A 26,089-nucleotide genomic window follows, 5' to 3' on the forward strand; every position below is an offset into this window, starting at 1 on the left:
TTGGATATGTGTGCTTGTCCGATTCGCTCGCTCCGGGAATGTGTCGCAAAGCGGACAGTGAGTGGCACACTCATTCGCTTTTTCAGTCAGGATCGTCAAAACTGGTTGGAAGGAAGAAGTCCGACAATCGTCAAAACGAGAATCAATAAGGCACGATATTATGACTATCAAAAATCGATCACTCATTCGATGCATTCCTGTTCTGGCAGGTCTGCTCTCTCTTTGTGCTCTCGGCATGTCTCATCTGAAAGCCGATGAAACCGAGCAGAAACGGCTCAAAGAAATTTCACAGAAGATTTCAGAAGCGATCGACAAAGACCAGGATGCGGAAGCGGTGCGATTGTTGTCGGAGTTCATCGCAATCGATCCGGCTTCGCCGCGAGCCTGGTATCTGCGTGGGGTCTACCATTTTAATATCCAGAAATTCAAAGAATCGGTCAGCGACTTTGATCACTATGTGGAACTACTTCCTGCAGCAGAAGTCAAGTTATGGGAGAGGGGCATCTCCCATTATTATGCGGGAATGTATAAAGAAGGAGCAGAGCAGTTCGCGCTGTATCAGACGTATCACGATAACGATGTCGAGAATTCGGTCTGGCGATTTTTATGTATGACCAAAACGGATGGCATCGAAATCGCCCGCAAAGAAATGCTACCCATTCGAAATGATCCGCGCATTCCGTTGATGGAAGCCTATGCCCTGTTTCGCGGAGAATCGACACCAGAAAAAGTTCTGGAAGTTGCCAAAGCGGGAGACCCGGCCCCGGAAGTGCTGGCAGGGCGGATGTTCTATGCACAACTCTATCTGGCACTTTATTACGAAGCGATGGAGGATCATGAACAGGCCAAAAAGTATGCCACCGCGGCTTGGAAAGAACATCAGAAAACTCAAGGCATCAGTCGCTACATGTGGCAGGTCGCCAAAATACATGCCCTGCAGTATGACAAGAAAGAGCAGAGCGAAACAAAACCTGCTCAGCCAGCAGTCGATTGATTGACGACCGCAGTTCCCAGTTCATCGAGAATGGGCAGATGGCCGCCGTAGGTTCGCTTGAGGTTTTCGGGCGTCAAAGTTTCTTCGACAGGTCCCCAGGCAATAAGTCTTCCATTGAGCAGGAGAACGGAATCGAACGAACGTTTGACGGTCAGTAAATCGTGATGCACAACGATGAGCAGTTTGCCGCGGTCTTTCAAGCCGCGGAGAACACCGAGCACAATGTCTTCCGTCGCCGCATCGACACCGGCGAACGGTTCATCCAGGAAATAGACGTCGGCATCCTGAGCCAGCGCTCTGGCTAGAAAAACGCGTTGCTGCTGACCGCCGGAAAGACGACCAATCTGCCGGTTCGCAAAATCCTGCATCCCGACATCCTGCAGGCATCGATCGGTCAACTCCTGTTGAGATTTGCCGGGACGTCGAAACCAGCCGAGTTTGGCGTAAGTTCCCATGAGCACGACTTCGCGAACAGTGATCGGAAAATCCCAGTCCACACTTTCCCGCTGAGGCACATAACCAATTCGCTTGCGGACTTTATCAATCGGCTGCCCGAACAAAGAAACATTGCCCGAGAGCGGCTGCACCAGATCGAGAATCGACTTCAGCAGCGTGCTTTTCCCGGCTCCATTCGGACCGACAATCCCCAGTAATTGCGGGGAATCAATTTCAAAATCGATATTCCACAACACCGGACGATGCCGATAGGCAACCGTCAGATCATGAACATCAAGAATGGCAGCAGGCTTGTTCAACGGGATAAACTCATCAATTCTCAAATTTTGGTTGTCGAGCGTAATTGTTTATTACATGATACATTTTCAGAGGTGCAATTGAAATGTGAATGGCAACTCTATTCAGGTGAAATGACATGAACACAGACAATACGCAAGCATTGGCGGAGCATCGCCACGAAAGAACATGGCTCGCCTTGCTTTGTCACTGGCTATTGATTCTGTGCGTAGTCGTCGCTGTTTACGCAATTAGCAGCGGCCCAGTGATGGGAATCGGATTCTGGCTCCGAGAGACAACAGGACACAACGAGTTTTATGCGGTAATGCTCCCGTATTATCCGCTGTTCGCCTTGAAGCTCACACCATTGGGCTTTGCTTTTGAATGGTATGTCGAATGGTGGGTTTGCGATGTGTTTCAGACGGTTGGCCCTGGATAACTTTCATCGCTTAATAATTGTAGTGATACTGGTATTGATAGCTCGGAAACGGAAATGTCTGGTACTGATAGTTGTACTGGTAGTTTCGTGGTCCGTAATACGTGTTGTACGGCACATATCCTGGGCCGTAGTAGGTTCCGTAATTATACGGCCTCCCATAGTTGTAGTTGCCATAGCCGCGATAATAGGTGCCGTAATTCGGGATGCGGTAATTGTTGTTGTACCCGTTACTGTAAATTCCGCTGTTATAGTCCCGGCTGGAATCTGGACGCCAACTGTAGCGATCAGCCAAGGCGTTCGCTGTGCTGAATGCGATAAGCATTGCAGCAATGGTTAAAGTGCTTAAAAACGATTTCATGACTGCTCTCCTGATTGATAAATGAACGTGAACCATCACGCTCCCACACATTCGGATAATGAATGTCTCTATATTCACGATATCCAGAAATCTGCTGAAGAGAACTGGTTTTCTGTGCAGATCTGAAAATCTTTGGACTTTTTTTAATACAATTTTCGAATACACCTACTTGCGCTTCGTGCTTGTGAAATGAAACATGCGGAAATAATCCTGAATAATCTGCACGATCGTCAGGATCCGACTCGCTTGCACTTCTCTCTTCTGGATGAGTCAACCGTGGTTCAATAATTCTCTTCGAACCGCACGCTTTGAACTAATCTTGAGCGAAGACTGCCAGCATCAACTGGCTTCTCATCAGTCAAAATTCCCTCAGTTGTTCAAGCACGACAGTTCGCATGCTCTTCAACAGTTTCACATTCTGGATTTTCTATGCCGTCGTGCTGATGCTGTATTTTGCCTGCAGGCATCGCGGTCAAAACGTATTATTGCTGATTGCCAGCTACTTCTTTTATGGCTGCTGGGACTGGCGATTTCTCAGTTTAATCGCCATCTCAACGATCATCGATTATTTCGTTGCCCTGCGAATCGACTCCTCAAAAATTGCCTGGAAACGCAAAGCGTTCGTCACCTTGTCGATCTGTACAAACCTCGGGATTCTCGCCTTTTTTAAATACTACGGATTCTTTGCAAATGAGTTGGTCACACTGGGGCAAACTGTCGGTGTGCCGTTATTACTGCCAACACTGAACGTCATTCTGCCCGTCGGAATCTCATTCTACACATTTCAGACGATGAGTTACACGATCGACGTCTACCGAGGCGATTGCAAACCGACACGCAGTCTGCTCGATTTTGCCGTCTATGTTTCGTTCTTCCCGCAACTGGTCGCAGGGCCGATAGAACGAGCCTCGCACTTTCTGCCTCAGGTGATTCAACCTCGCACTTACCAGCCGGGCGATTTTCAGGCGGGGCTGTATCTGATCATCCTCGGCCTCTTTAAGAAAATTGTGGTCGCCGACAATATGGCGGTGCTCGTCAATGCGATTTTTGATACGCCTTCATCACAGTTGACCGGACTCGAAGTTCTGGTCGGTGTGTATGCATTTGCTTTCCAGATCTACGGCGACTTCTCTGGATACTCGGCCATTGCCCGCGGCATCTCCAAATGGCTCGGTTTCGACCTGATGGTCAACTTCCGTAGACCTTACTTCGCGGTCGACCCGAGTGATTTCTGGAGACGCTGGCATATCAGCTTGTCTCAGTGGTTGCGGGATTATCTGTATATTCCGCTCGGCGGCAATCGTCATGGCGAATTGATGACCTATCGCAATCTGATGCTGACCATGCTGCTGGGCGGGCTTTGGCACGGAGCCAACTGGACCTTCATCATCTGGGGAGCTTTGCACGGAGCTTTGCTGGCAGCTTATCGATACTTCGCAACTTCCAAACGAAAAGAACCGGTCTCTGATCCTGCACTGTTCCAAGCCGCCCTGCTGCGGGGCGGCAAAATGTTTCTGATGTTCCACTTCGTCTGCCTGACCTGGCTCCTCTTCCGGGCTGAAAGCATTCTGCAAGCCTGGGAAATGATGATAGTCATGACGGGCAGCTGGGCGTGGACGCCAACCGTTTCACTGATCACCGGCATGCTGATGTTTTGCGCGGGGCCATTGTTGTTGTTTGAAGCCTGGCAGGAATTCGGTGCGAAAGCAGAAGAGTCCTTCCAGATTCACTGGGGCTGGCGAGGACTGGCCTATTCGTATGCCTTAATGATGTGTCTCTGCTTCCCGCCACCAGTGGCCAGCAGTTTTATTTACTTTCAATTTTAACATCCCTGCAGTGATATGTTTTTAGTATCTGGTGCCATGCTTGCATCGCGCAGCAGGGCAAGCATCATTCGAGGCGGATATCCCATGAGTCATTATTAAATCTGAAGTGATGACAATATGAAAACTCAAAAGTCAATTTCGTCAGACAGTGCCTGACCAACAAGGCTTGTATCAAAAGGTAAATAGCTAGACGAGGGTGGCACGTCCCAGAACGAAGTGATGGGCGTGGCGATTGCGAAATTCCACGCCCTTCGCGTTGCTCAGGGACGTGCCACCCAACACAAGTTAGAAACGGAAACACGATGAGCATTTGCATGCCCACACAAGCACCGGAAATCGAGCCACAGGCCGATATCACTCGACCGACAAAACGTCGACGAATGATTCGAGCCGAGTGGGGTGTGCTGTTGATCGTACTCGTAACGTTTCTTGCACTGGAAAGCGTCTTCCGTTTTCGCGGGGAAATTCTCTCCAAGGATATTGCCCATCTGAATTCATTCGAACAGATTTCGCGCGAGCTTGCAGAGGCTGCCCAACCCAACGAACTTCGCACATTATTCCTGGGGAATTCACTCACGCGATATGGAATCGACCAGGAACTATTCACCCAGATCGTGGCCGACGACTATGATCTCACAGTCAAAACCGTCAAGATGAACCCCGATAACACCGCCTTGGCAGACTGGTTCTATGCTTATCAGACCTACTTCAAAAAAGCTGGCCGTCCTCCAGAAGTGATGATCGTCGGTTTTGAAGGAAACCATTTGCGGGATGCTCCCTCTAACCATCTCGATCGACTCGCCTATTACTATGGTGCAGGAAACGATCCGGAAGACCTCGGCCGGTTTGATCTCAAAACGCTCGAACAGAAGATTTCATTTCAACTCTGTCGCGTCTCAGCTGCGATGGCGAATCGGGATCGGCTGCAACGGCGAGTGCTGGATCAAGTCATTCCTCAGTATCGGGAAGGTATGGATCAATTGAATGGTCGACTGCAAATTGCAACATCAGCATCCCCAAAGGTACAGGTCTCCTATGAGCGACTTCTGAAGTTCATCGCTCTGGCGGAGCAGGATGATGTGCAGGTAATTCTTGTTGCGATGCCAGTGCCTGAATACTACGAATTTGACTCTGCACTGCTGGAAGTGGTTTCGAGTACATCTGCTCAACTGATCGATTGCCGGCTCATCCCCGGGCTCACCAACGAGATGTTCTTCGACGGGTTGCACATGGATGAGCAGGCGTCTCGGATCTATACGACGGCTTTGGCGGAGAAAATCGGACTTGATCTAAAATCAATGCCGGCTCGTCAATTCGCACAATTTCCATAAATTTGAGAGGTCTCGACCGACTTCATCAATTTCTGATATCATCCATTCCCACTTTACCCTCTCCTGCACTCCCTTCCATAGATTGAAATTCTGGTCATGCCACGACCGGATTCCCCTCAACATCATGGAATAAGATATTTAAACGACAGAATAGTCGTGTGGCTGCTGCTTGCGCCGATGCTTTCTGTCATTTTTGGGTGCAACTGGATTCAGCGCAAACAGGGTTATAATCAGGAGTTGTGTCGTGATTGCATCGAGCAGTCGTTCACCGCTCAGCAAACAGGGAATCTGGAGCAAGCCAGGCAGCATCTCGAAAAATCCATTAAAATTGAGCCCCATCATGCCGAAACCTGGTGGAACCTGGCTGAACTTTCCATCCAGCAGGATCGCTACAGCCAGGCGATTGTCGAACTGAAAGAATATCTCGAATTACAGCCAGACGATCCTCACGGCTATTTGAGACTGGCCCAATTGTATTATTTACAAAATGAATACGAACTTGCTCAGACGGCCCTGAAAGAAACAATTCGCCGAATTCCTAACAATATCGATGCGATCATGCTTTCAGGAAGGCTTGCAAGGAAGCAGGCAGATCATCCATTAGCGATGTCGGCCTACTATCATGTCCTGCAGGTCAATCCGAATCATGCCGAAGCAACTTTAGAACTGGCTGAAATGCTGCTTGCCAAACACGAGTCTGTCCAGGCGGCGGCAATACTTCGAGGGCTGACTCGTACGAATCTGATCCCGGAAGACGAATCTCGAGCTCATTTGAATCTGGGGATTGCTTATGGGCAAACTGAGCGCTGGGAAGACGCAGTCGAGCATCTCGCAAAAGCGGATGCAATGACGGATCAGCCAACCCCGCGAGATCGATACCGACTGGCTTATGCCCACTACAAGGCGGGTACTTCTCAACAAGCTCTAGAAATCTTGCTGAAAATGGCTGACTCAGAACACTGGGATTCGAGAACTGAAAATTTTTATGCGACAATCACAGGAACAATTCCGCAAACAGCATACACTCCTTCAGTCATGTCTGCTTCTCATGAACACCGTTCAGACCACCCTTTTCTGAAAGACCTGCAAGTAAGCCCAGTCTTCGCAACCGACCGTCTCCTCCAAAAACTTTCGGAAACGGAAATCGATATCGTACCTCCAGAATGGGGCCCAAAATAGCGGTTTTTCAATTCCTGGACACCAAAATCGGGAAGGCCGTGTTTGGTGGGACCGAATAATTCTTGCGCAAATTCTGAGAACCGATTGATATTCATTGTGTCTGGATTCAATGAAGCCTCGTATTCTGACGCCATCTCATATGCCTGCCGTTGACCGATTTCCGAGATTCGTTAGGATATGAAAATTGATGAATTGTACCTAAACGCTGATGGCTGACTATTTTTAGACTTGCAACATGCGGTCATATCGTTATAGTTCGCCGCTTGCGATTGGGTTCCGTTCGTGCCTGCGTACCTCTGCAGACAGCATTAGTTGTGTCAGAGACTATGCGGGAAACAATCCTGAAAATTTGTTTTGCTAGCGTAGCTCAACGGCAGAGCTCCGGTTTTGTAAACCGGTGGTTGTGGGTTCAAATCCCTCCGCTAGCTTTCACTTCAGGCAATCGGCAGACCTGTCGATTATTGAAGTGTGAGGAATGTCTGGGGATGTTCCCGAGCGGCCAAAGGGGTCAGACTGTAAATCTGATGGCTCAGCCTTCACAGGTTCGAATCCTGTCGTCCCCATTCTGTGAGAAAAGAGTGAGTTTCGCAGGCACGCTTGCCGAAACCCCCTCTGGATGTGTACGCTTTGCAGCGTGCATGCCTGCGGGTGTAGTTCAATGGTAGAACTCCAGCCTTCCAAGCTGGTCGTGAGGGTTCGATTCCCTTCACCCGCTTTTTGAGGAAATGACAAAATTCAAGTGACGAATCAGTTAGTTGGAACACAGTGAAAAGCGCTGCTGCTGTAGCTCAGTGGTAGAGCACTTCCTTGGTAAGGAAGAGGTCATGGGTTCAAGTCCCATCAGCAGCTTTGGCCTGCTTAAGGCTTGCTTTTGAGGAATGGCTGGTTGCTTGACCTCGAAAAGGCGATTGCGGTATATGAATTCACCGCCGTAATCGCTCGCGTCATTGTCATACGGTGATTATCATTCAAAATCGTGGTATTAAGTGACGGATCCTGAGAGTCAGGGTTCGGACCGTCTTTTCGGAGCTAGGAATTAAGAGATGGCTAAGCAAGTCTTTGAGCGTACAAAACCTCACGTTAATGTGGGAACTATTGGTCACATCGATCACGGCAAGAGCACACTGACAGCTGCCCTGGTTCAGGTTCAGGCTGCCAAGGGGCTGGCGAAATCTCTCAGTTATGCGGAAATCACCAAGGGTGGTACCGTGCGAGATGATTCGAAGACTGTGACAATCGCAGTGAGTCACGTGGAATACGAATCGGTCGGTCGTCACTATGCACATATCGATTGCCCGGGTCACGCCGACTATGTCAAAAACATGATTACCGGTGCTGCTCAGATGGACGGGGCGATTCTCGTTGTGTCTGCTGCTGATGGTCCGATGCCTCAGACTCGCGAGCATATCCTGCTGGCTCGTCAGGTGAACGTGCCTGCTCTGGTTGTCTTTCTTAATAAGTGTGACCTGGTCGACGATGAAGAGTTGCTTGAGTTGGTCGAAATGGAAGTTCGTGAGCTTCTCAGCAAGTACGACTTCCCTGGCGATGACATCACAATTGTACGCGGAAATGCAAAAGCGGCATTGGAAAATCCTTCTGATGAGGCTTCTGGTGCTTGTATTCAGAATCTGCTCGACGCGCTGGATAACGATATTCCAGAGCCTTCGCGTGAGTCTGATAAGCCATTTCTGATGGCCGTCGAGGACGTCTTTTCGATCAAAGGTCGCGGTACTGTGGCGACTGGTCGTATCGAACGTGGCGTGGTCAATGTTGGTGATAAGGTGCAGGTTATTGGTCTGAGGGACACTCAGGAAACCACTGTGACTGGGGTTGAGATGTTCAATAAAACACTCGACTCCGGAATGGCTGGCGATAATGTTGGCTTGCTGTTGCGTGGTGTTGAAAAAGATGACATTGAACGTGGGCAGTGTCTGGCAAAGGCTGGCACGATCACTCCTCACTTCCGCTTTGAGTGTGAAGTTTACGTTCTGAGTAAAGAGGAAGGTGGTCGTCATACACCGTTCTTCAGTGGCTATCGCCCACAGTTCTACTTCCGCACAACGGACGTGACTGGTGCAGCAAAGTTGCTCGGCGGTGCAGAAATGTGTATGCCGGGCGATAATGTGGCCTTGGAAGTTGAGCTGCAGAAGCCAATCGCCATGGACGAAGGAAGCCGTTTCGCTATTCGCGAAGGTGGCCGAACTGTCGGTTCTGGTGTTGTTACTAAGATTCTCGAGTAGTCTTACTCGATGCCTTGGGTTTTTTAGTTGACGTTAATTGTAGGGGTTGATTCCTGCTGATAGTCACTGAAGTGAATCAAAGGCGAAGCTGCGGCCGTAAGGCTGAATGAGAAATTTCACCAGCCTCGCTCTTGCATGAACAAGGGCGAGGCTTGGTTTTCTTGAGAGACGTTTTATTTTACTGATCTAATCAATAGTGTTTGAGGGTGACTGATATGGCTCGTGAGTATGTCTGGTTGGAATGCACTGAGACAGGCATGCGTAATTATCGTGTGCCTAAAGAGATGCGTGGTACCGAACGCCTGGAGCTGATGAAGTACTGCCCAAAACTCCGAAGGCATACGACTCACAAAGAATCTCGCAAGAAATAATCGAATGAGTCAGTCGCCTGGGCAATTCATCTCGACTAGGCAGGCTGGGCTCGTTGTGCTATTTTCTTGATCCAATTCGGGGCCGGTGGGTTCGGGTTCACAGCTGCTGCTCGGGTTCTGGTGTTGTTTTAAGAGGTAAGTGCAGGCTTGAGGCAATGAGTTGGCACGCGATGCAAGGGTTTGCTTTGAGTGCCAGGGTTTGGGCGAGTGTAACTGTGTACTGAATATCAACGGGCGTAGCTCAATTGGCAGAGCAGCGGATTCCAAATCCGCAGGTTGGGAGTTCAAGTCTCTCCGCCCGTGTTTAATGTCTTAACTTTGCCATGAATGGTTAAGTTGCGACACCAATTTGTTTCGAGTTTATAAAGAACATATTGTTCGGCGGGACAGGAAGTATGTCGAAATCTAAGTCGTCGTCTGGTTTGCTTGCAGAAATGTTTTCAGCCAGTCTGTACAAGCGAGCTCAGGGCCAGCAGGTTCGTCAGGTTACTGGTCTGGCCATTGCTGCGGTCTTCATAGTTGCTGCCTGGACGATGAAAATCAACCTGCTCAGTGGCCTTGATCCAAATCTGCAACTAATTATCCCGACAGTTACCGGGGCTTTGGGGTGCTGGTTTGCGTATCGTATTGTTAATTACCCTCGTGCAGCTGATTTTTTGATTTCTGTGCAAGGGGAAATGGAGAAAGTTTCGTGGCCAACCTGGCCACAGTTATGGCGAGCTACCATTGTGGTGCTCGTTGTTATGGTCTTTCTGGCGGTCTCACTCTTTGCCTTCGATGTTATCTGGCAGTTTGTGTTTACCCAGGTGGGCTTTCTGAAGGTCTGATTGGGTAAAGTTCTCGACGTTTTTCAGGAAAATATCCTCGGCGCTTGGATTTCTTCAAATCTATAGGCGTCTGGCACTTGAAATTCAGCAGCGAGATTTCCATAATCCCCGTTTCTTTGCTCGGGGACGAATTACCGAAACCGCTTAGTTGTCGGTTGACTGGAATTCGTGAGCACTTAATTTTGGATAGGTTGTGAACCTCGTTCCATGGATGATCTGGATATCGACAATTCGAAAATTCCTTCACGGGATGATGAAGCTGCCTCAGGCAAGCCAGATATGCTCTGGTATGTGCTGAAGGTGCAGTCGAATCGTGAACGCACCATTCGTGATGCGTTGTTGCGTCGAATTAAGCGGGATCATCTCGATGAATATTTTGGCGAGATCATTATACCGACAGAGAGAATCGTAGAGACGAAGAGTGGAAAGAAGCGGGTCCGAGAGCAGCGTCTTTATCCTGGCTATATCATGATTCAGATGATCCTGAATGATGACTCTTGGTATCTGGTGCGGGATACCGGAGGGGTTGGTGACTTTACTGGCTCTGCCGGCAAGCCAATTCCAATGCGGGAAGAGGAAATTGTCCGCATGCTTGGGCAGGAAGAGACTAAGGAGGAAGAGCCCACTAAGGTTAAAATCAACCTGGGTGTTGGCGATACAGTCAAGATTGGCGAAGGGACCTTTGAGAGCTTCGAAGGCTCCATTGAGGCCATTGATGACGCCAGTGGAAAAATTAGTGTATTGATTGAAATCTTCGGCCGACCAACTCCTGTTGAGTTGGAGCATTGGCAGGTTGAGAAGATTTAGGCTCCGGTTCCTTCGGGCAAGATGTTGTGTTGAGGGGCTTCGAGAAGAAAATGATCCGTTAAGGGTCCGTCAGGTGTCTGGCGATAAGGTGAGATAATATGGCTAAGCAGCTTGTCAAGGTGATTAAGGTACAGGTCGTCGGTGGTCAGGCCACTCCGGCTCCGCCGGTTGGTACGGCTCTGGGGCCTCATGGGGTGAATATTGGTCAGTTCGTTCAGCAGTTTAACGAGAAGACCAAAGAGTTCGCTGGCGTGACAATTCCTGTTGTGATTTCGGTCTACAATGATCGCTCTTTTGATTTTGTCACTAAGAGTCCACCAGCAGCAGTTCTGCTGAAGCAGGCTGCTCAAATTGCCAAGGGGTCAGGTAATCCTCTGGCAAATAAGGTCGGTCGTGTTACACAGTCGCAGCTTGAAGATATCGCTAAGACAAAGCTGGATGACCTGAACGTCAAAGATGTGCAGCAGGCATCACGAATGATTGCGGGTACTGCTCGCAGTATGGGTCTGGAAATTGTTGATTAGTCTGACCTTGGGTCTCGCTGAATATACAGAATTAAGAGTTGTTGGAATTAAGGTTATCGAGATGGCTAAACGTTCAAGACGCATGCAGGAATTGCGAGCCAAAGCGGAATCGCTTGGCACGGTCAATCTGGAAAAAGCAGTCGCAGAATTGAAGACCATGGAGTCTTCACTGAAAACAGGTACGAAGCCTTGTAAGTTTGATCAAACAGTCGAAGTTGCGATTCGCCTTGGGATTGATTCCCGGCAGGCTGATCAGCTCGTTCGAGGTTCAATTGTTTTGCCGCACGGTATTGGTAAGGCTCAGCGGGTGATTGTTTTTGCCAAGGGTGATGCAGCGGCTGCCGCAAAGGCTGCCGGGGCAGACGAGGTCGGCGAAAAAGACCTGGCTGACAAGATTCTCAAAGAGAACTGGCTCGACTTTGATGTCGCGATTGCCTCTCCGGATATGATGGGAGTTGTTGGTCCACTCGGGCGAGTTCTCGGGCCTCGTGGCTTGATGCCATCTCCGCGAGCGGGCACTGTCACGCAGGATGTGGCTAATGCGGTGAAAGAGTACAAAGCAGGTAAGGTTGAGTTCCGAAATGATTCCAGCGGCAATGTTCATTGCGTAGTTGGGAAGATGTCATTTTCGGAAGAGCAATTGAAAGAGAATATAGAAGCGTTTCTTCAGCACGTTCAGTCGTTGAAGCCGAATGCTCAAAAAGGTGTTTATGTCCGTAATGTGGCTCTCTCGAGCACGATGGGTCCTGGGATTTCCGTTGCTGTTTAGTTGAGTTGATCCATTATTTCGGTTCGTATCGGGCGTTGTGTCGCTGCGACCAAGTCCATTTGAAGTTGGTTTAAGGTGCTTCGATGAGCAAATTTGTCAAAGAGATGGTCATGCAGGATATCGAGTCTCGTCTGGACGGGACCCGTGATGTTTTGGTTGTGGATTCATCTCGAATGGATGCGATTTCGGATAACGGTTTTCGCCAGGCAATGCAGGAAAAGAATGTGCATTTGCTGACGGTCAAGAATTCATTGGCCCGCAAGGTGCTCGGTGAGGCGGGAGCCGCTCTGGGTGAAGTCCTGAAGGGGCCATCGACTCTTGTGTGGGGCGGCGAAGATATTGTTGCCTTGTCCAAAGAGGTCACCAAATGGGCAAAAAAAATCGAACCGTTGCAGGTGAAAGGGGCCAGCGTTGAAGGCCAGCCTCTGGACACAAAGGGTGTCGAGAAACTTTCCAAAAGCCCGGGTCGAGCAGAATTGATTTCACAAATCGCTGGTCTGATTCTCAGCCCTGGTGGCCAGTTGGCAGGAGCCCTGTTGGGGCCTGGCGGCAAGCTGGCAGGCTGCGTGAAGGCTGTCGAGGAAAAAGCCGAGGCTTAATCGCCCTGGTTTAAAGCGTAATTGCGGCGTACGCCTGCCGCGTAAATGATTAAGATTGCTGAGCAGGGTACGATCAGCGGATATACTGTCACTTATTTGATAAACGAGGGGGATGTCATGGCGACAGCCGAAGCAACAACAGAATTTTCAGAGGAAACTAAAGGCCTGGGCGATCAGATTGTCGGTTTGACATTGCTGCAAGCCAAACAACTGGCTGATTATCTCAAAGAAGTCCACGGCATTGAGCCTGCCGGTGGCGGTGTGATGATGGCTGCTCCAGCAGGTGGTGGCGATGATGGCGGCGGAGCTGCTGCAGCTGAGAAAACCGAGTTTGATGTCATTTTGACTGGCTTCGGCGATCAGAAAATCGGCGTCATCAAGGCTGTCCGTGCAATTACCGGACTCGGTTTGAAAGAAGCCAAAGATACTGTTGAAGGAGCTCCAAAGCCCCTCAAAGAAGGTGTCTCGAAAGAAGATGCTGAAAAAATCAAGGCTGATATTGAAGCTGCCGGCGGAACTGCAGAAATCAAGTAATTGCTTTCTGTTGCCGTTGCATCAAAGCTAACATACAGCATCTTTGATGCCTAAAGTGCCAATTCAGAATGGGGAAAGTGTTTTCTTTTCCCATTCTGTTGCATTTTTTTCAAATAAGGTTACCATTTGGCAGTCAAGAATTGCATCAGGTCTGCTATCCGGTCAATACGTGCGTCATTGCTTCAAGCTCGAGAATTCTATCACCCCATTGTCGCGTGGAAGTTCTACTTCTGTGCCGGCTTCCCTGTGCGCAGGCGAAGCCCCTTTGCTTGGGAGATATCAGGGGGGAATTGCTTGTGTTATCTTCAATCGCGGTGGTCTTGGGGAAAACCGTATTTGCGACAACTGGCGTGAATATTCCAGAGATGCCTTAAAGGGCAAACCATTATTTCGGCTCATGAACTTGCAAGCCACAGAATATTTGCCAAACGCCAAACAAGATTGATACTTGGCAATAATTTAAATTTGATTCAACCAGTTGATGGGAATTAGGGGAGAGAGTCTATGCCTGTACCTGTGCAACGCATTATCAGCTCAAGTGTTACAAGAAACACGGGCAAGTTGCAGTCCGACTTTGAAATGACCGGATTGACAAAGATTCAGACGGATTCCTACGCACGGTTTCTTCAGGCTGATGTGGATCCTGCCCGTCGTAAGCCAGTTGGGCTTGAGGAAATATTGCGGGAAATATTCCCGGTCGAAAGTTTTGATGGACAGTTTCGCCTCGAATATGTCAAGTACGAGCTGGGTAAGCCGCGTTATTCCCCAGTGGAATGCCGTCAGTTGCGATTGACCTATGGTCGTCCTCTGAGGGTCTGGTTGCGATTGCAAAAAGAGCAGGCGATCGAAGAGGAGGTTTATCTTGGCGATCTGCCGATTATGCTGGGCGGTGGCGAGTTTATCGTCAACGGAGCCGAGCGTGTCGTCGTCAGTCAGTTGCATCGGTCTCCAGGTGTCGACTTTGTGATTAATGTCGAGCCGGGAGAGCGTAAGACTCACTCCTGTCGTATTATTCCTGAACGTGGCAGTTGGATTGAATTGCTGATCAGTAAAAAGGAAACGCTGGGGGTTCGTATCGATCAAAGCGGAAAGTTCTCCGCAATGACGCTCCTGCGAGCCATGGATAAAGGGCATTCGACCGATGCGGAATTGGTTAAAATGTTTCATCCGACGGAATCGCTTAAGATCTCAAAAACGGCAGAGGCTTCTGAATTTACCGGTCGGGTTGCAGCTGAAGATGTGATTTACCCTTCAGGTCATGAAAAGTGTGGCGAGATTATTGTCGAGTGTGCACACAAGCTTCTTGAAGTGCAGGCTCTCGAACTGCTTGAGTCAGGCATTAAGCAGATTGAAGTTGTAAAGACGGAAGCAACTGATCCGCTGATCCTCAACAGTATTCTGGAAGATACGACAACAAGTCACGAAGAGGCGTTGTTGCGGATTTATCAGCGTTTACGACCTGGTAATCCGCCTCAGTTGGATAAGGCGATTGAACTGTTCAAAGAGAAATTCTTTGACTTGAATCGCTATCGTCTCGGCCGAGTTGGTCGATTCCGTATCAATCGGAAATTCCAGCAGGATATTTCTGATGACGAAATGACACTGCGTCCCGAAGACTTTGCCAACTCGATTCATTACCTGATGCGCTTGCGTGGCGATGACGATTCTGCTCATGTCGATGATATCGATAACCTCGGTAACCGCCGTCTGCGAACGATTGATGAACTGGCCAACGACGAAATCCGCAAAGGTTTCCTGAAGCTTCGACGTACTGTTCAGGAGCGCATGAGTCTCAAAGATGTCGAGACAATGACGCCCCGGACATTGGTGAATCCTAAGAGTATTTCAGCGGCCATCGAGTTCTTCTTCGGTCGAAGTGAATTGTCTCAGGTTGTCGACCAGACTAACCCATTGGCAATGTTGACTCACGAACGTCGTCTGAGTGCATTGGGTCCAGGGGGTTTGAATCGTAAGCGTGCAGGTTTCGAAGTTCGTGATGTTCACATTTCCCACTATGGTCGAATCTGTCCGATTGAAACACCGGAAGGTACAAACATCGGCTTGATTTCAAGTCTTGGTGTTTATGCCAAAGTGGATGATTATGGGTTCCTGATCACGCCGTATCTTAAGGTCGTTAACGAAAAGGTGACCGACGAAATCGAGTGGTTGCGAGCCGATGAAGAAGCTAAGGTTTATGTGGCTCCAGCCGATACACCATTAGAAAATGGTAAGATCGTCGATGAGCGAATTCTGGCCCGTTATCGCCACGAATTTGTCTGGACTGTAAAGCCGAACATCCAGTACTTCGATATTTCACCAAGTCAGATGACGGGGGTCTCCGCCGGTTTGATTCCGTTCCTGGAACACGATGATGCGAACCGTGCCCTGATGGGTTCGAACATGCAACGTCAGGCCGTTCCCTTGCTCATTACTGAGCAACCGGTTGTCGGCACAGGGATGGAGAAGATTGTCGCAGAAAATACTGGCATGTCGGTCTACGCTGAAAAAGCCGGTAAGGTCACGTATGTTGATGCGACTGTCATTGAAATCGATGGCCTCAAGCACCCACTTCGCAAGTACACCGGACTGAATGAACGAACCTGTCTGAATCAGAAGCCTTTGGTTTCAATGGGCGAAAAAGTCAAAAAAGGTCAGCTGCTGTGTGATACGGCTGCGACCCGCGATGGTGAACTCGCCCTCGGACGAAACGTGCTGGTCGCGTTCATGTCGTGGGAAGGTTACAACTTCGAAGATGCGATTATTTTGTCCGAACGACTCGTGAAAGAAGACGTCTATACTTCAATTCATATCGATGAATTTGATGTCGAAATTCGCGAGACCAAACTAGGACGCGAAGAATTTACACGGGACATTCCGAACGTTAGCGAAAAAGCACTACGTCATCTCGATGACAACGGCATCGTTCAGGTTGGAACTCCAGTTTCTCCTGGCGATATCCTCGTCGGCAAAGTGACTCCAAAAGCGAAGTCGGAACTGACACCTGAAGAAAAACTGCTGCATGCCATTTTTGGTCGTGCTGGCGAAGATGTGAAAAACGAATCTCTCGAGGTTCCTTCGGGAGTTGAAGGAATCGTGATTCAAACGGAACGCTTCTCTCGCAGAATGAGTCTGACCGAAGTCGAAAAGAAGAGTTACGAAACCGAACTCAAGCAAGCTGAAAATGAAGGCAACGAACTGGTTGCTGAGGCCTTTAAAGCGTTCTTGAAAATCTTCGAAGCGGCATTGGATAAACATCTTGCTGACGACGATGGTGTCGAATTTCGCTCGATTGAAGACAGCAAAGTCCTGGCTCAACATGCGGAACAATTCAAAGGCAAGTTTGATCAGCTTGATATCCGCAGTCCTCAAAAAGTTGCCGACTGCAAGAAGATTATCAAGGAAGAATGGCGATCGGTTGAAGAAGCCATTGATACCCGCGACGGGAAAATGAATACACTCAAGCGAGGCGATGAATTGCCGAGTGGTGTGTTGCAGATGGTTAAAGTCTATGTCGCATCCAAACGACAGATTTCTGTCGGGGATAAGATGGCTGGTCGTCACGGAAACAAAGGGGTGATTTCGAAAGTTCTGCCAATCGAAGACATGCCTTTCCTCGAAGATGGAACACCTGTTGATATCATTTTGAATCCACTGGGGGTTCCAAGTCGTATGAACGTGGGGCAGATCCTCGAAACTCAGCTTGGCTGGGCTGCACAGAAGCTTGGCTTCCGTGCTTTATGTCCGGTGTTCGACAGTATCGACGAAAATGAAATTTTCGACATCATGGATCAGGCAGGTTTGCCCAAGGATGGTAAGAGCCAGCTCTATGATGGTCGTACCGGTGAAGCGCACGAGCAGAAAACGACCGTTGGTCAGATTTACATGCTCAAACTGCATCACTTGGTTGATGATAAGGTCCACGCACGTGCGACGGGTCCTTATTCGTTGATCACACAGCAGCCGCTGGGTGGTAAAGCTCGGTTCGGTGGACAGCGATTCGGAGAAATGGAAGTCTGGGCTCTCGAAGCCTATGGAGCCGCTTATATTCTGCAAGAACTGTTAACTGTGAAGAGTGATGACGTCGAAGGACGGACTAAGATTTACGAGTCGATGGTCAAAGGCGAGAATACTCTGGAGGCTGGCACTCCTGCCAGTTTTGATGTTCTCAACAATGAAATTCGCGGCTTGTGCCTGAATATGCAACTGGAAAAAACAACCGCGTAATCAGATCAGCTGCAGCCGATCTGATTACTGATGTGATCGTCGCGACGGTGGCGATCTCTCGAATATAACATTCCTCACCCGACAAGGAACTGATCTATGAGCACTGGTGAGATGCAGTACGAACGCGTCAACGATTACGGCTCGATTTCGATCCGCCTGGCAAGTTCACACGATATCCGCAGCTGGTCTTTTGGCGAAGTCAAAAAGCCGGAAACCATTAACTACCGAACGTATCGTCCAGAACGCGATGGATTGTTCTGCGAGCGAATTTTCGGTCCTGAAAAGGACTGGGAGTGTGCCTGCGGCAAATACCGCGGTATGAAATACAAAGGGATGATCTGCGATCGTTGTGGGGTGAAAGTGACTCACTCTCGCGTGCGCCGTAAGCGTATGGGGCATATCGAACTGGCTGCACCGGTTGTGCATATCTGGTTTTTTAAATCGATGCCGAGCCGTCTGGGCGCGCTGTTGAATATGAAAACGACCAGTCTGGAAAAAGTCATCTATTTCCAGGACTACGTTGTTATCGATCCGGGCGATACTCCCCTGCGACTCGGTCAGTTGCTGACCGAAGCCGAAGCTCGACAAGCTTGGGATAAGTATGGCGAAGGATCGTTCGAAATCGAGATGGGTGCTCAAGCCATCAAGAAGATGCTGCAGGCGATCAACCTTGTTGAAGAGTCTGAGAAGCTGCGCAAAGAGCTTAAAACCACGAACAGTCAGCAGAAAATCCGTGATTTGACCAAGCGGCTCAAAATCGTGGAAAGTCTGCGAGACAGCCCGAACAGCCCTGAGTGGATGGTGCTCGATGTTGTTCCTGTCATTCCGCCGGAACTGCGTCCGCTCGTTCTGCTCGATTCGGGTAACTTTGCCACGAGCGACCTGAACGATCTGTATCGTCGAATTATCAATCGAAATAACCGGTTGAAAAAACTGGTCGATCTGAACGCACCGCAGGTCATCGTCAACAACGAAAAACGGATGCTGCAGCAGTCAGTCGACGCATTGTTCGATAATACACGCTGTAAACGCCCCGTGCTCGGTTCTTCGAACCGACCGCTGAAATCGTTGACGGATATGATCAAGGGTAAGCAGGGACGATTCCGCGAAAACCTGCTCGGTAAGCGTGTCGATTACTCGGCTCGTAGTGTGATTGTCGTCGGTCCCGATCTCAAACTACACCAGTGTGGTTTGCCGAAGAAGATCGCCCTGGAATTGTTCCAGCCGTTCGTGATCCGCCGACTCAAAGAACTCGGTCATGCCGATACGATTAAGTCCGCCAAGCGAATGCTTGAACGTAAAGATGAGGACGTTTGGGATATTCTAGATGAGGTGATTACGAATCACCCGGTCCTGTTGAACCGTGCACCGACTTTACACCGAATGGGCATTCAAGCCTTTGAACCGACTCTGGTGGAAGGTCACGCGATTCGAGTCCATCCACTCGTCTGTAAGGGTTTCAATGCCGACTTCGACGGCGACCAGATGGCCGTCCACTTGCCGTTGTCGATTGAAGCGCAGGTTGAAGCGACGACATTGATGATGTCAACAAACAACGTCTTCAGCCCGGCCAACGGTCAACCGATCATTACGCCATCTCAGGATATCGTGATGGGTTGCTATTACCTGACGCTGAGTCGCGGAGGACTCAAGGGTGATGGTTTGATCTTTGCCTCTGTTAATGAAGTCTACATGGCTTATGAACAAGGTAAGGTATCCCGTCATGCGGTCATTAAACTTCGCCTGCCGAAAGGTGTTCAGGTTAAGGGGGATGGGGCGGAAAGCTTCAAGTCCGGTGGTCTGATTGAAACGACTGTTGGTCGTGTCATGTTCAACGAAGAGATCGTCGCCAAAGGCATGTCCTTCTATAATCGGACGATGAAAAGTCGCGATCTCTCCAACGTGATTTCCGACTGCTATCTGGAAATGGGACGTCGTCATACGATTGAACTTCTCGATCGCATGAAAGATGCCGGTTTCCGGTCGTCGACTCGCAGTGGTTTGTCATTCGGTACCAGTGACCTGGTGACTCCACCAAGCAAAGAAAAAATCATTGCCGAAGCCGAATCCATCGTTCTCAAACAGCAGAAGCTGTACGATCGCGGGATCATTACGAACCAGGAACGATACAACAAAGTACTCGATACCTGGGGTGGTGTTCGTGAAAAAATCACTTCCGAGATGATGGTCGAAATGGAAAACGATATTCGCGATGAAGGTCGCTATGTCAATCCAATCTTCCTCATGTCAGACTCGGGTGCCCGAGGGGGTGTTGAACAGATTCGCCAGCTGGCAGGGATGCGTGGTCTGATGGCCAAGCCATCCGGTGAAATTATTGAAACGCCAATTAAGGCGAGCTTTAAGGATGGACTGACAGTACTCGAGTACTTCAGTTCGACTCATGGAGCTCGTAAAGGTTTGGCCGATACCGCTCTCAAGACCGCCGACAGTGGTTATTTAACACGTAAACTGGCAGATATCTGTCAGAACGTTGTCATCACGATGGAAGATTGCGGCACGACTCAGGGGATTACCAAGGGGATTGTCTACCGCGGTGAGAACGTTGAAGTCAGTCTGGCGGACGCGATTCGCGGACGTGTCAGTCGTACGAATATCGTCAACCCGATTACGGACGAAGTGATCGTGCGTGAAGGCGATTTGATTACGGTTGAGAAAGCTCTGAAAATCGAAGATCTCGGCCTTGAGAAAATTCAGGTTCGTAGCCCGATGGCTTGCGAAGCGGAATTGGGCATGTGCCGCAAATGTTATGGTATGGATCTTTCAACAGGCTCGATGGCCGAAGATGGTTTGGCCGTTGGAATTATTGCGGCTCAGAGTATTGGTGAGCCGGGTACACAGTTGACGATGCGAACGTTCCATATCGGTGGGGTTGCCCAGCGAGACATGGAAGAAAGCGAACTGAAGTGTCGTAAGGGTGGTTACATTCGTTACGCCCGTATCCGTACCGTTGTTAATAACGAAGGTCACAACGTCGTGCTGACCCGAAACGGTGAAGCGGTTGTGATGGATGCGAAGCATCGCGAGATTGAATCGTATCGTATCCCGAACGGTTCGATTTTGATGGTGACCGAAGGTCAGCAAGTTGAGCCGAATACGGTGATCTGTCAGTGGGACCCTCATGCGGTGCCGATTCTGGCGGAAGTGGGCGGTAAGGTTCGCTACGACGATATCATCGAAGGTCGAACGATTCGATCTGAAAAAGATCGGTCGGGTAACGTTCGAAAAACCATTATCGAGCATAAGGGTGACCTGCATCCTCAGATCATTCTGGAAGATGGCACAGGAAAAATTCTCGACTTCTACTATCTGCCGGAACGGGCGACTGTGGAGATCACTGAAGGAGCAGAAATTACTGCTGGTACGGTTCTTGGTAAGCTGCCTCGTGAATCTGGCGGTACTCAGGATATTACTGGGGGTCTGCCACGCGTAACCGAACTGTTCGAAGCTCGTAAGCCGAAAGACCCGGCTGTTCTGGCAGAAATTGACGGCGTCGTCGAACTTCTGGCCGAGAAGAAACGTGGTAAACGAATTGTTGTGGTTCGCTCACCCGATGGAACCGAAGTCGAACATGTGATTCCTCACGGTAAACAGCTTTTGGTCCACAGTGGAGACGAAGTGGTCGCAGGAGATGCGTTGGTTCGTGGCCCGTTGGTTCCTCACGATATTCTACGAGTTTCCGGTGAGAATGCCGTGCATGAATATCTGTTGCACGAAATTCAGAATGTGTATCGAGCCCAACGTGTGGGTATCGATGACAAGCACATCGAAATCGTGGTCTCTCAGATGTTGCGAAAATTGAAGGTCGACGATGTGGGTGATACCGATTTGTTGCCAGGAAGTCTGGTCGACAAAATCGAATTCCGACACTCGATCGATCGTCTCCAGCAGTGTCTGCGGATTGCGGAACCTGGAGATACCGAATACGAAATAGGCGATGTCGTCCAGAAAGAGGAACTGGATGAGGTGAATGCCCAGATCGAAGCCGAAGGTGGCCAGATCGCAATCGGCAAAGCTCCTCACCCTGCGGTCGGAAGTACTCAGTTGCTGGGAATTACCAAAGCAGCCGTCCAAAGTGAAAGCTTTATCTCGGCAGCCAGTTTCCAGGAAACAACCAAGGTGCTGACCGAGGCTGCTCTGGCTGGGAAACGGGATTACCTTGTCGGTTTGAAAGAAAACGTCATTCTGGGACACTTGATTCCAGCTGGAACGGGTTTCCATACTCATCAGGAATCGGAAGTTCGAATTCGACCAGAAGCTCTGCAGGAACTGCAGGAAGAGAAGGAACGTATTCTGGCGGCTCGGATGGATCTGTTGAACCAGATGGGTGGAGATGGCAACGGTGCCGGTCAATCCTCAGGGATGTCTCATACACCTGCTCCTTCCACAATGACTCACGAACGACCTGCTCCCGGGGCTGGCCTGGGAAGTGTTGTTCCTGACGGCGAATAGTCAAGATCGCCTGATATTGAAGATTTAAGAGAACGCAAACAGCAGACAAGTGTCTGCTGTTTGTTCATATCATGTTCCAGTTAACGGCAATGATCACACTGTAGAAAATCTGAACTTGAAATGGTGCTTCCCAATGACAGCGGTGAATGAGAACTTTCTGAAGCTCAAAGCGGGCTATTTGTTTCCGGAGATTGCCCGGCGAGTCAATTCGTTTGTAGAGAGCCATCCTGATGCCCAGGTAATCAAGCTCGGGATCGGCGATGTTACCGAACCATTGCCTCAGGCAGTCATCAAAGCGATGCACGCTGCTGTCGATGAAATGGGAGATCGCTCGAAGTTTCGAGGCTATGGTCCGGAACAGGGCTATGCGTTTCTTCGAGACAAAATTGCCGAGCACGATTTTGCCAGCCGTGGCGTGACGATTTCAGCCGATGAAATTTTTATCTCCGATGGCAGCAAGTGCGATACGGGGAATATCCTCGATATTTTGGGGAAAGACAATCACATTGCCGTTCTCGATCCCGTGTATCCAGTTTATGTCGATACGAACGTGATGGCCGGGCATACCGGCTCGGCTGATAGCGAAGGTCGCTATCAAGGTTTGATTTACCTGCCTGTCACCGCTGAAAATGATTTCACTCCAGAATTGCCGGATGAACCGGTTGATGTCATCTATCTGTGTTATCCCAACAATCCGACTGGTGTTGTGGCGACGAAAGAGACACTGACAAAATGGGTCGAGTACGCCCGCGAACATCATGCTCTGATTCTTTTTGATGCTGCCTACGAAGCCTTCATCACCGATCCGGAAATTCCCCATTCGATTTATGAAATCGAGGGAGCCCAGGAAGTCGCAATTGAGTTTCGCAGCTTCAGCAAGAATGCCGGTTTTACGGGAACACGTTGTGCCTTTACCGTCGTGCCGAAATCCCTCATGGTGACGACAAGCACTGAGAAGCAGGTTTCGTTGCATCAGTTGTGGAACCGTCGTCAATCAACCAAGTTCAATGGCGTCTCTTATATCGTGCAGCGTGGTGCTGAGGCGGTCTATTCCCCAGAAGGGCAGGAACAGTCGAAAGCGTTGATCGCCTTCTATCTGGACAATGCTCGTCTACTGCGAGAAGGGTTGGAAGCGGTTGGCATTTCAGTTTACGGCGGCGTGAATGCTCCTTACGTCTGGCTGAAGACGCCGCAAGCGTTCACGAGTTGGGACTTCTTTGATGAACTGCTCAACAAAGCCCATCTCGTCGGAACTCCCGGTAGTGGCTTTGGAGCCTCGGGCGAAGGTTACTTCCGTCTGAGTGCGTTTAATAGCCGGGAAAATATCGAAGAAGCCGTGAAACGATTCCAGAAGATTGTTTCTTAACGATCAATACAAGGTGACTGTCTATCCAAAATATCGTTTAAATTCAGCATCGGTGAGTAGGCAAACGGCCTGCGGAACAGGGCACACAACCTGAAGTTTTAATCGGAACGATCCACTAGCGCATTTCCAAAATCAAATTTCCGCGTTCTGTCTGAGCAAATGCAGCGATTTAGGCAAATAATCGTACATGCGAAGGCACGCTGCATTTAGAAATGCACTAGTCGAGTTCGACGAGAATGACTCATACTCGTGTGATAACAGTCAGAATTAAGTGCGTTAAAACGGCACCCTTCGATACCGCGTTCCAAATAAAAAGCCGGAGAACTTCAACAATTTTTAAGAACACTGGTTACTTCCTGATGAAAACCGGTAAATAATCACACCCGGGTGGCTGGAGGCGGAGTGAAGCGTAGTCCCCAGATTGTCAGGTGCACGAGCGATTCCGTCTTATTTCATTTCGATACACTCGTTTGCGCTTCGTGCTTGTAATTATTCGGAAACAAATTGTGTCCATGACGGAGATCCCTCAACATCCTAAAGCTTTGGAAGATCAGCCTGTCTATCCGACTCGGGGGCGTTGGTTGATTGCAGTGATGTTCCTGTTTGCGATCTCCGTTTCCGTTGGCTTATGGACTTACTGGGAATTACACACACGTCCTTTCCGGTCACTCACCGATGCTTTAGGCGAAAAGTTTCCAGACTCAAATCCAAGGGTCGAAGGGGGAAAGCATGGCCTGCATCGTGATATCGATTCCATTCTGCGAATTGTGATCCGAATCGAATATAATCCTGAACGCGAACCGGAACGTTATGAAAATGATGTCTTAACGATTTTGCAGATGGCTGCGAATCATGTCGAACTTCAGGCGTACGACCGCTGTGATATCCATCTGTTTCGTCAGACGCCCGAAGAAGAACCGGTCGTGACGAGTCGAACGATCAGTCGCGAAGATTTTCCTCAACCTCAGATTTGACTTGCTGAGTATTCAGTAAAAAGCCACTCGCAAAGCGTTGCAGGGCTTTCAAGTTTGAAAACTCAATCTGCTCGCGTTCCCCTGTCCAGCGATGAGCCGTGCTGGAATGGATGTAAAGAAACCGGTCTTTTATTCCATAATTCTGGAGAGTTGCCAGTGCGACTGCGGTCAGGAATCGATCTTCGGGATAAGCAGGGGCATGGGTTTCGGCAAATGACCAGCGAAACAGATCGAGCCGAACATGGTCGGGGTAAACGACTGTCGTGAAACAATGCTGAGCGACTTCCGGAGGCAGGTTTTTCAAGGCTTCACGTTCAATATATAGTTGAACCTTTGCTCCACGAGAGGCATATAAACCCCAGCCCGGCCATACATCACAGAGATTAAACCATTCTGTTGCTGGAAACAGCAAAGCCGCAACAATCGCTATTCGTCCCATATATTCTCTGCGGCGTTTGTTTTGATGTCCGTCATTACGAGTATTATCTGGTTGGAAATTCACACTTGCGAATAAAATAGAATTCTGCAACAGGAAAAATGCATTCCAGACTAAAACTGGCAAATGATGATTCAGCCCGAATGGTCCGAGAATCAGTATCAAACCGAAATGCAACATCAGACTCAACCGCCAGCCCCAGCGCCTAGAGAAACGGAAGCAGAGCAGCAAGGCAATCAGAAGTTCCACTAGCGGAAACAGCCCAACGATCACGGTTCGCATCGACTCGGAGAGATCGATTTCGATGGGTAGCAGTTTCAGGGTCCCATCCAGTAAAACCTGTCCGTGTGTTTGCAGAAACGAGGCATCCAGCTTCGAAATCGCTGAATAAAAATAGATACTGATTGTCACTCGACGAATCCACTTGAGTGAGTTGGCAGGTCGGAAGGCAGAAAAGCAGATTCCGTACAATAATATTTGCCAGGCCCAGGCTTGAAGTCGATGTTGATTCGTCAAAATCAGAAAGCCGAGAGAGACACAAAGGATGAACCAGAGAATTTGAAATCTATTGATCGCCAGCTGTCGGTTATGCTGCACATCAGCAGAAGTCTGCGTAAGATTATTGTTTCGGAGTTTTCTCGGAGAGAGTTTCGCTGCCATTCGCGAGATGTTTTCAATCACCAGACTCGTCGCTGTACAGCCCAGAATGATTAGTGAGAACAAATCTCCGTAAGCTGGTATCAGAAGCTTTAAACCAATTAATGGGATGAGAGGATAGTTGTGAGAGTTGTTCCATAACGGCCAGGTGAATGCAATTTGAATAAAAAGTAATATCAACGTTAAAAGGCTGAGTGATGTCGTAGTCAACATGCTTTGCCCGTCAATGGGTTGTGCAGCAGTCGGTGTTTCGGAATTCATCTGTCTATTTGTGCTTTAAACAATTCGACTGAAATCAATCGAAAGAAAATGTGTAGAACAATCAGGGAGGTCACTCCCGTTCTTTTTTCCTAGTCAAAGGGATCACAGAGGATTATCACAAGGTCCTTGATCAATTACAGTATGCGTTAGAATAAATAGAGAGCGTTCATC

The 26,089-nt window shown here is 49.2% G+C and carries 21 protein-coding genes and 5 tRNA genes; 23 read left to right on the forward strand and 3 right to left on the reverse strand.

From position 1 onward, the window contains the following. Nucleotides 1-160: 160 nt before the first annotated feature. Complete coding sequence (locus Pan54_RS00425; protein WP_146501539.1) at nt 161-994, forward strand: tetratricopeptide repeat protein; 834 nt, start codon at nt 161-163, stop codon at nt 992-994. Here the strand turns inward: Pan54_RS00425 and Pan54_RS00430 are convergent. Next, entirely contained in the window at nt 976-1,749 is a 774-nt protein-coding gene (locus Pan54_RS00430; protein WP_146501540.1) for a metal ABC transporter ATP-binding protein, read from the reverse strand. The genes Pan54_RS00425 and Pan54_RS00430 overlap by 19 nt on opposite strands. Nucleotides 1,750-1,865: 116 nt before the next feature. Here Pan54_RS00430 and Pan54_RS00435 point away from each other — a divergent pair, with 116 nt between their 5' ends. Further along, nucleotides 1,866-2,165, forward strand: coding sequence for a hypothetical protein (locus tag Pan54_RS00435; protein WP_146501541.1), 300 nt, complete (start codon nt 1,866-1,868; stop codon nt 2,163-2,165). Between the two features lie 10 nt (nt 2,166-2,175). Here Pan54_RS00435 and Pan54_RS00440 read toward each other — a convergent pair whose 3' ends face one another. After that, nucleotides 2,176-2,523: a hypothetical protein gene (locus Pan54_RS00440; RefSeq protein WP_146501542.1), complete on the reverse strand. Its 348-nt coding sequence runs from the start codon at nt 2,521-2,523 to the stop codon at nt 2,176-2,178. 395 nt (nt 2,524-2,918) lie between these two features. On the opposite strand from Pan54_RS00440, the gene Pan54_RS00445 reads away from it, so the two are divergent. The 21 genes from Pan54_RS00445 (at nt 2,919) to Pan54_RS00545 (ending at nt 24,564) form a co-directional block, all read left to right on the forward strand. Next, nucleotides 2,919-4,349 (forward strand): MBOAT family O-acyltransferase, encoded by a 1,431-nt coding sequence (locus Pan54_RS00445; protein ID WP_146501543.1) that lies wholly within the window; start codon nt 2,919-2,921, stop codon nt 4,347-4,349. Nucleotides 4,350-4,663: 314 nt separating this feature from the next. After that, nucleotides 4,664-5,680, forward strand: coding sequence for a hypothetical protein (locus tag Pan54_RS00450; RefSeq protein ID WP_146501544.1), 1,017 nt, complete (start codon nt 4,664-4,666; stop codon nt 5,678-5,680). 156 nt (nt 5,681-5,836) lie between these two features. Continuing rightward, entirely contained in the window at nt 5,837-6,859 is a 1,023-nt protein-coding gene (locus Pan54_RS00455; RefSeq protein ID WP_165441498.1) for a tetratricopeptide repeat protein, read from the forward strand. Between the two features lie 356 nt (nt 6,860-7,215). Further along, a tRNA-Thr gene (locus Pan54_RS00460) sits at nt 7,216-7,287 on the forward strand. Nucleotides 7,288-7,340: 53 nt separating this feature from the next. Beyond that, nucleotides 7,341-7,422: transfer RNA gene (locus Pan54_RS00465), tRNA-Tyr, on the forward strand. Between the two features lie 81 nt (nt 7,423-7,503). Next, nucleotides 7,504-7,574: transfer RNA gene (locus Pan54_RS00470), tRNA-Gly, on the forward strand. A gap of 62 nt (nt 7,575-7,636) precedes the next feature. Next, nucleotides 7,637-7,708 (forward strand) — tRNA-Thr (locus Pan54_RS00475). A gap of 194 nt (nt 7,709-7,902) precedes the next feature. Then, on the forward strand, nt 7,903-9,099 hold the full coding sequence (gene tuf / locus Pan54_RS00480) for an elongation factor Tu (RefSeq protein WP_146501546.1): 1,197 nt from the start codon (nt 7,903-7,905) through the stop codon (nt 9,097-9,099). A gap of 215 nt (nt 9,100-9,314) precedes the next feature. Continuing rightward, a complete protein-coding gene (gene rpmG / locus Pan54_RS00485; protein ID WP_146501547.1) occupies nt 9,315-9,470 on the forward strand; it encodes a 50S ribosomal protein L33 in 156 nt (51 codons plus the stop codon). A gap of 230 nt (nt 9,471-9,700) precedes the next feature. Then, nucleotides 9,701-9,773 (forward strand) — tRNA-Trp (locus Pan54_RS00490). A gap of 92 nt (nt 9,774-9,865) precedes the next feature. Beyond that, the gene (secE, locus tag Pan54_RS00495; RefSeq protein ID WP_207310005.1) at nt 9,866-10,297 is read left to right on the forward strand and encodes a preprotein translocase subunit SecE; all 432 of its coding nucleotides are present in this window, start codon (nt 9,866-9,868) and stop codon (nt 10,295-10,297) included. A gap of 207 nt (nt 10,298-10,504) precedes the next feature. After that, nucleotides 10,505-11,104 carry a transcription termination/antitermination protein NusG gene (nusG, locus tag Pan54_RS00500; protein ID WP_146501548.1) on the forward strand — a complete coding sequence of 200 codons (600 nt, stop codon included), beginning with the start codon at nt 10,505-10,507 and terminating at the stop codon, nt 11,102-11,104. Nucleotides 11,105-11,202: 98 nt separating this feature from the next. Continuing rightward, nucleotides 11,203-11,628, forward strand: a complete 426-nt coding sequence (gene rplK / locus Pan54_RS00505; protein WP_146501549.1) for a 50S ribosomal protein L11 — start codon at nt 11,203-11,205, stop codon at nt 11,626-11,628. A 61-nt stretch (nt 11,629-11,689) separates the two neighbouring features. Further along, complete coding sequence (gene rplA / locus Pan54_RS00510) at nt 11,690-12,397, forward strand: 50S ribosomal protein L1 (RefSeq protein ID WP_146501550.1); 708 nt, start codon at nt 11,690-11,692, stop codon at nt 12,395-12,397. A gap of 83 nt (nt 12,398-12,480) precedes the next feature. Beyond that, entirely contained in the window at nt 12,481-12,996 is a 516-nt protein-coding gene (gene rplJ, locus Pan54_RS00515; RefSeq protein WP_146501551.1) for a 50S ribosomal protein L10, read from the forward strand. 117 nt (nt 12,997-13,113) lie between these two features. Next, nucleotides 13,114-13,530 (forward strand): 50S ribosomal protein L7/L12, encoded by a 417-nt coding sequence (rplL, locus tag Pan54_RS00520; protein WP_146506258.1) that lies wholly within the window; start codon nt 13,114-13,116, stop codon nt 13,528-13,530. Nucleotides 13,531-13,576: 46 nt separating this feature from the next. Beyond that, entirely contained in the window at nt 13,577-13,975 is a 399-nt protein-coding gene (locus Pan54_RS00525) for a hypothetical protein (protein WP_146501552.1), read from the forward strand. A 59-nt stretch (nt 13,976-14,034) separates the two neighbouring features. Further along, nucleotides 14,035-17,754, forward strand: a complete 3,720-nt coding sequence (rpoB, locus tag Pan54_RS00530) for a DNA-directed RNA polymerase subunit beta (protein ID WP_146501553.1) — start codon at nt 14,035-14,037, stop codon at nt 17,752-17,754. A 96-nt stretch (nt 17,755-17,850) separates the two neighbouring features. After that, the gene (gene rpoC, locus Pan54_RS00535) at nt 17,851-22,224 is read left to right on the forward strand and encodes a DNA-directed RNA polymerase subunit beta' (protein WP_146501554.1); all 4,374 of its coding nucleotides are present in this window, start codon (nt 17,851-17,853) and stop codon (nt 22,222-22,224) included. A 133-nt stretch (nt 22,225-22,357) separates the two neighbouring features. Continuing rightward, complete coding sequence (locus Pan54_RS00540) at nt 22,358-23,590, forward strand: LL-diaminopimelate aminotransferase (RefSeq protein ID WP_146501555.1); 1,233 nt, start codon at nt 22,358-22,360, stop codon at nt 23,588-23,590. Between the two features lie 512 nt (nt 23,591-24,102). After that, the gene (locus Pan54_RS00545; RefSeq protein ID WP_146501556.1) at nt 24,103-24,564 is read left to right on the forward strand and encodes a hypothetical protein; all 462 of its coding nucleotides are present in this window, start codon (nt 24,103-24,105) and stop codon (nt 24,562-24,564) included. On the opposite strand, the gene Pan54_RS00550 is transcribed toward Pan54_RS00545, so the two are convergent. Further along, nucleotides 24,530-25,918 carry a hypothetical protein gene (locus tag Pan54_RS00550; RefSeq protein WP_146501557.1) on the reverse strand — a complete coding sequence of 463 codons (1,389 nt, stop codon included), beginning with the start codon at nt 25,916-25,918 and terminating at the stop codon, nt 24,530-24,532. The two genes, Pan54_RS00545 and Pan54_RS00550, sit on opposite strands and share 35 nt — an antisense overlap. Nucleotides 25,919-26,089: the final 171 nt, after the last annotated feature.

The sequence above is a fragment of the Rubinisphaera italica genome (genome assembly GCF_007859715.1).
Classification (GTDB): domain Bacteria; phylum Planctomycetota; class Planctomycetia; order Planctomycetales; family Planctomycetaceae; genus Rubinisphaera; species Rubinisphaera italica.

Coding starts and splice junctions, on each gene's coding strand:
- rplK (WP_146501549.1), top strand. CDS start 11,203: ATGGCTAAGCAGCTTGTCAAGGTGATTAAGGTACAGGTCGTCGGTGGT.
- Pan54_RS00550 (WP_146501557.1), bottom strand. CDS start 25,918: ATGAATTCCGAAACACCGACTGCTGCACAACCCATTGACGGGCAAAGC.
- Pan54_RS00425 (WP_146501539.1), top strand. CDS start 161: ATGACTATCAAAAATCGATCACTCATTCGATGCATTCCTGTTCTGGCA.
- rplL (WP_146506258.1), top strand. CDS start 13,114: ATGGCGACAGCCGAAGCAACAACAGAATTTTCAGAGGAAACTAAAGGC.
- secE (WP_207310005.1), top strand. CDS start 9,866: ATGTCGAAATCTAAGTCGTCGTCTGGTTTGCTTGCAGAAATGTTTTCA.
- rpoC (WP_146501554.1), top strand. CDS start 17,851: ATGAGCACTGGTGAGATGCAGTACGAACGCGTCAACGATTACGGCTCG.
- Pan54_RS00540 (WP_146501555.1), top strand. CDS start 22,358: ATGACAGCGGTGAATGAGAACTTTCTGAAGCTCAAAGCGGGCTATTTG.
- Pan54_RS00545 (WP_146501556.1), top strand. CDS start 24,103: ATGACGGAGATCCCTCAACATCCTAAAGCTTTGGAAGATCAGCCTGTC.
- Pan54_RS00435 (WP_146501541.1), top strand. CDS start 1,866: ATGAACACAGACAATACGCAAGCATTGGCGGAGCATCGCCACGAAAGA.
- rplJ (WP_146501551.1), top strand. CDS start 12,481: ATGAGCAAATTTGTCAAAGAGATGGTCATGCAGGATATCGAGTCTCGT.
- tuf (WP_146501546.1), top strand. CDS start 7,903: ATGGCTAAGCAAGTCTTTGAGCGTACAAAACCTCACGTTAATGTGGGA.
- Pan54_RS00525 (WP_146501552.1), top strand. CDS start 13,577: ATGCCTAAAGTGCCAATTCAGAATGGGGAAAGTGTTTTCTTTTCCCAT.
- Pan54_RS00445 (WP_146501543.1), top strand. CDS start 2,919: ATGCTCTTCAACAGTTTCACATTCTGGATTTTCTATGCCGTCGTGCTG.
- Pan54_RS00440 (WP_146501542.1), bottom strand. CDS start 2,523: ATGAAATCGTTTTTAAGCACTTTAACCATTGCTGCAATGCTTATCGCA.
- Pan54_RS00450 (WP_146501544.1), top strand. CDS start 4,664: ATGCCCACACAAGCACCGGAAATCGAGCCACAGGCCGATATCACTCGA.
- rpmG (WP_146501547.1), top strand. CDS start 9,315: ATGGCTCGTGAGTATGTCTGGTTGGAATGCACTGAGACAGGCATGCGT.
- nusG (WP_146501548.1), top strand. CDS start 10,505: ATGGATGATCTGGATATCGACAATTCGAAAATTCCTTCACGGGATGAT.
- rplA (WP_146501550.1), top strand. CDS start 11,690: ATGGCTAAACGTTCAAGACGCATGCAGGAATTGCGAGCCAAAGCGGAA.
- rpoB (WP_146501553.1), top strand. CDS start 14,035: ATGCCTGTACCTGTGCAACGCATTATCAGCTCAAGTGTTACAAGAAAC.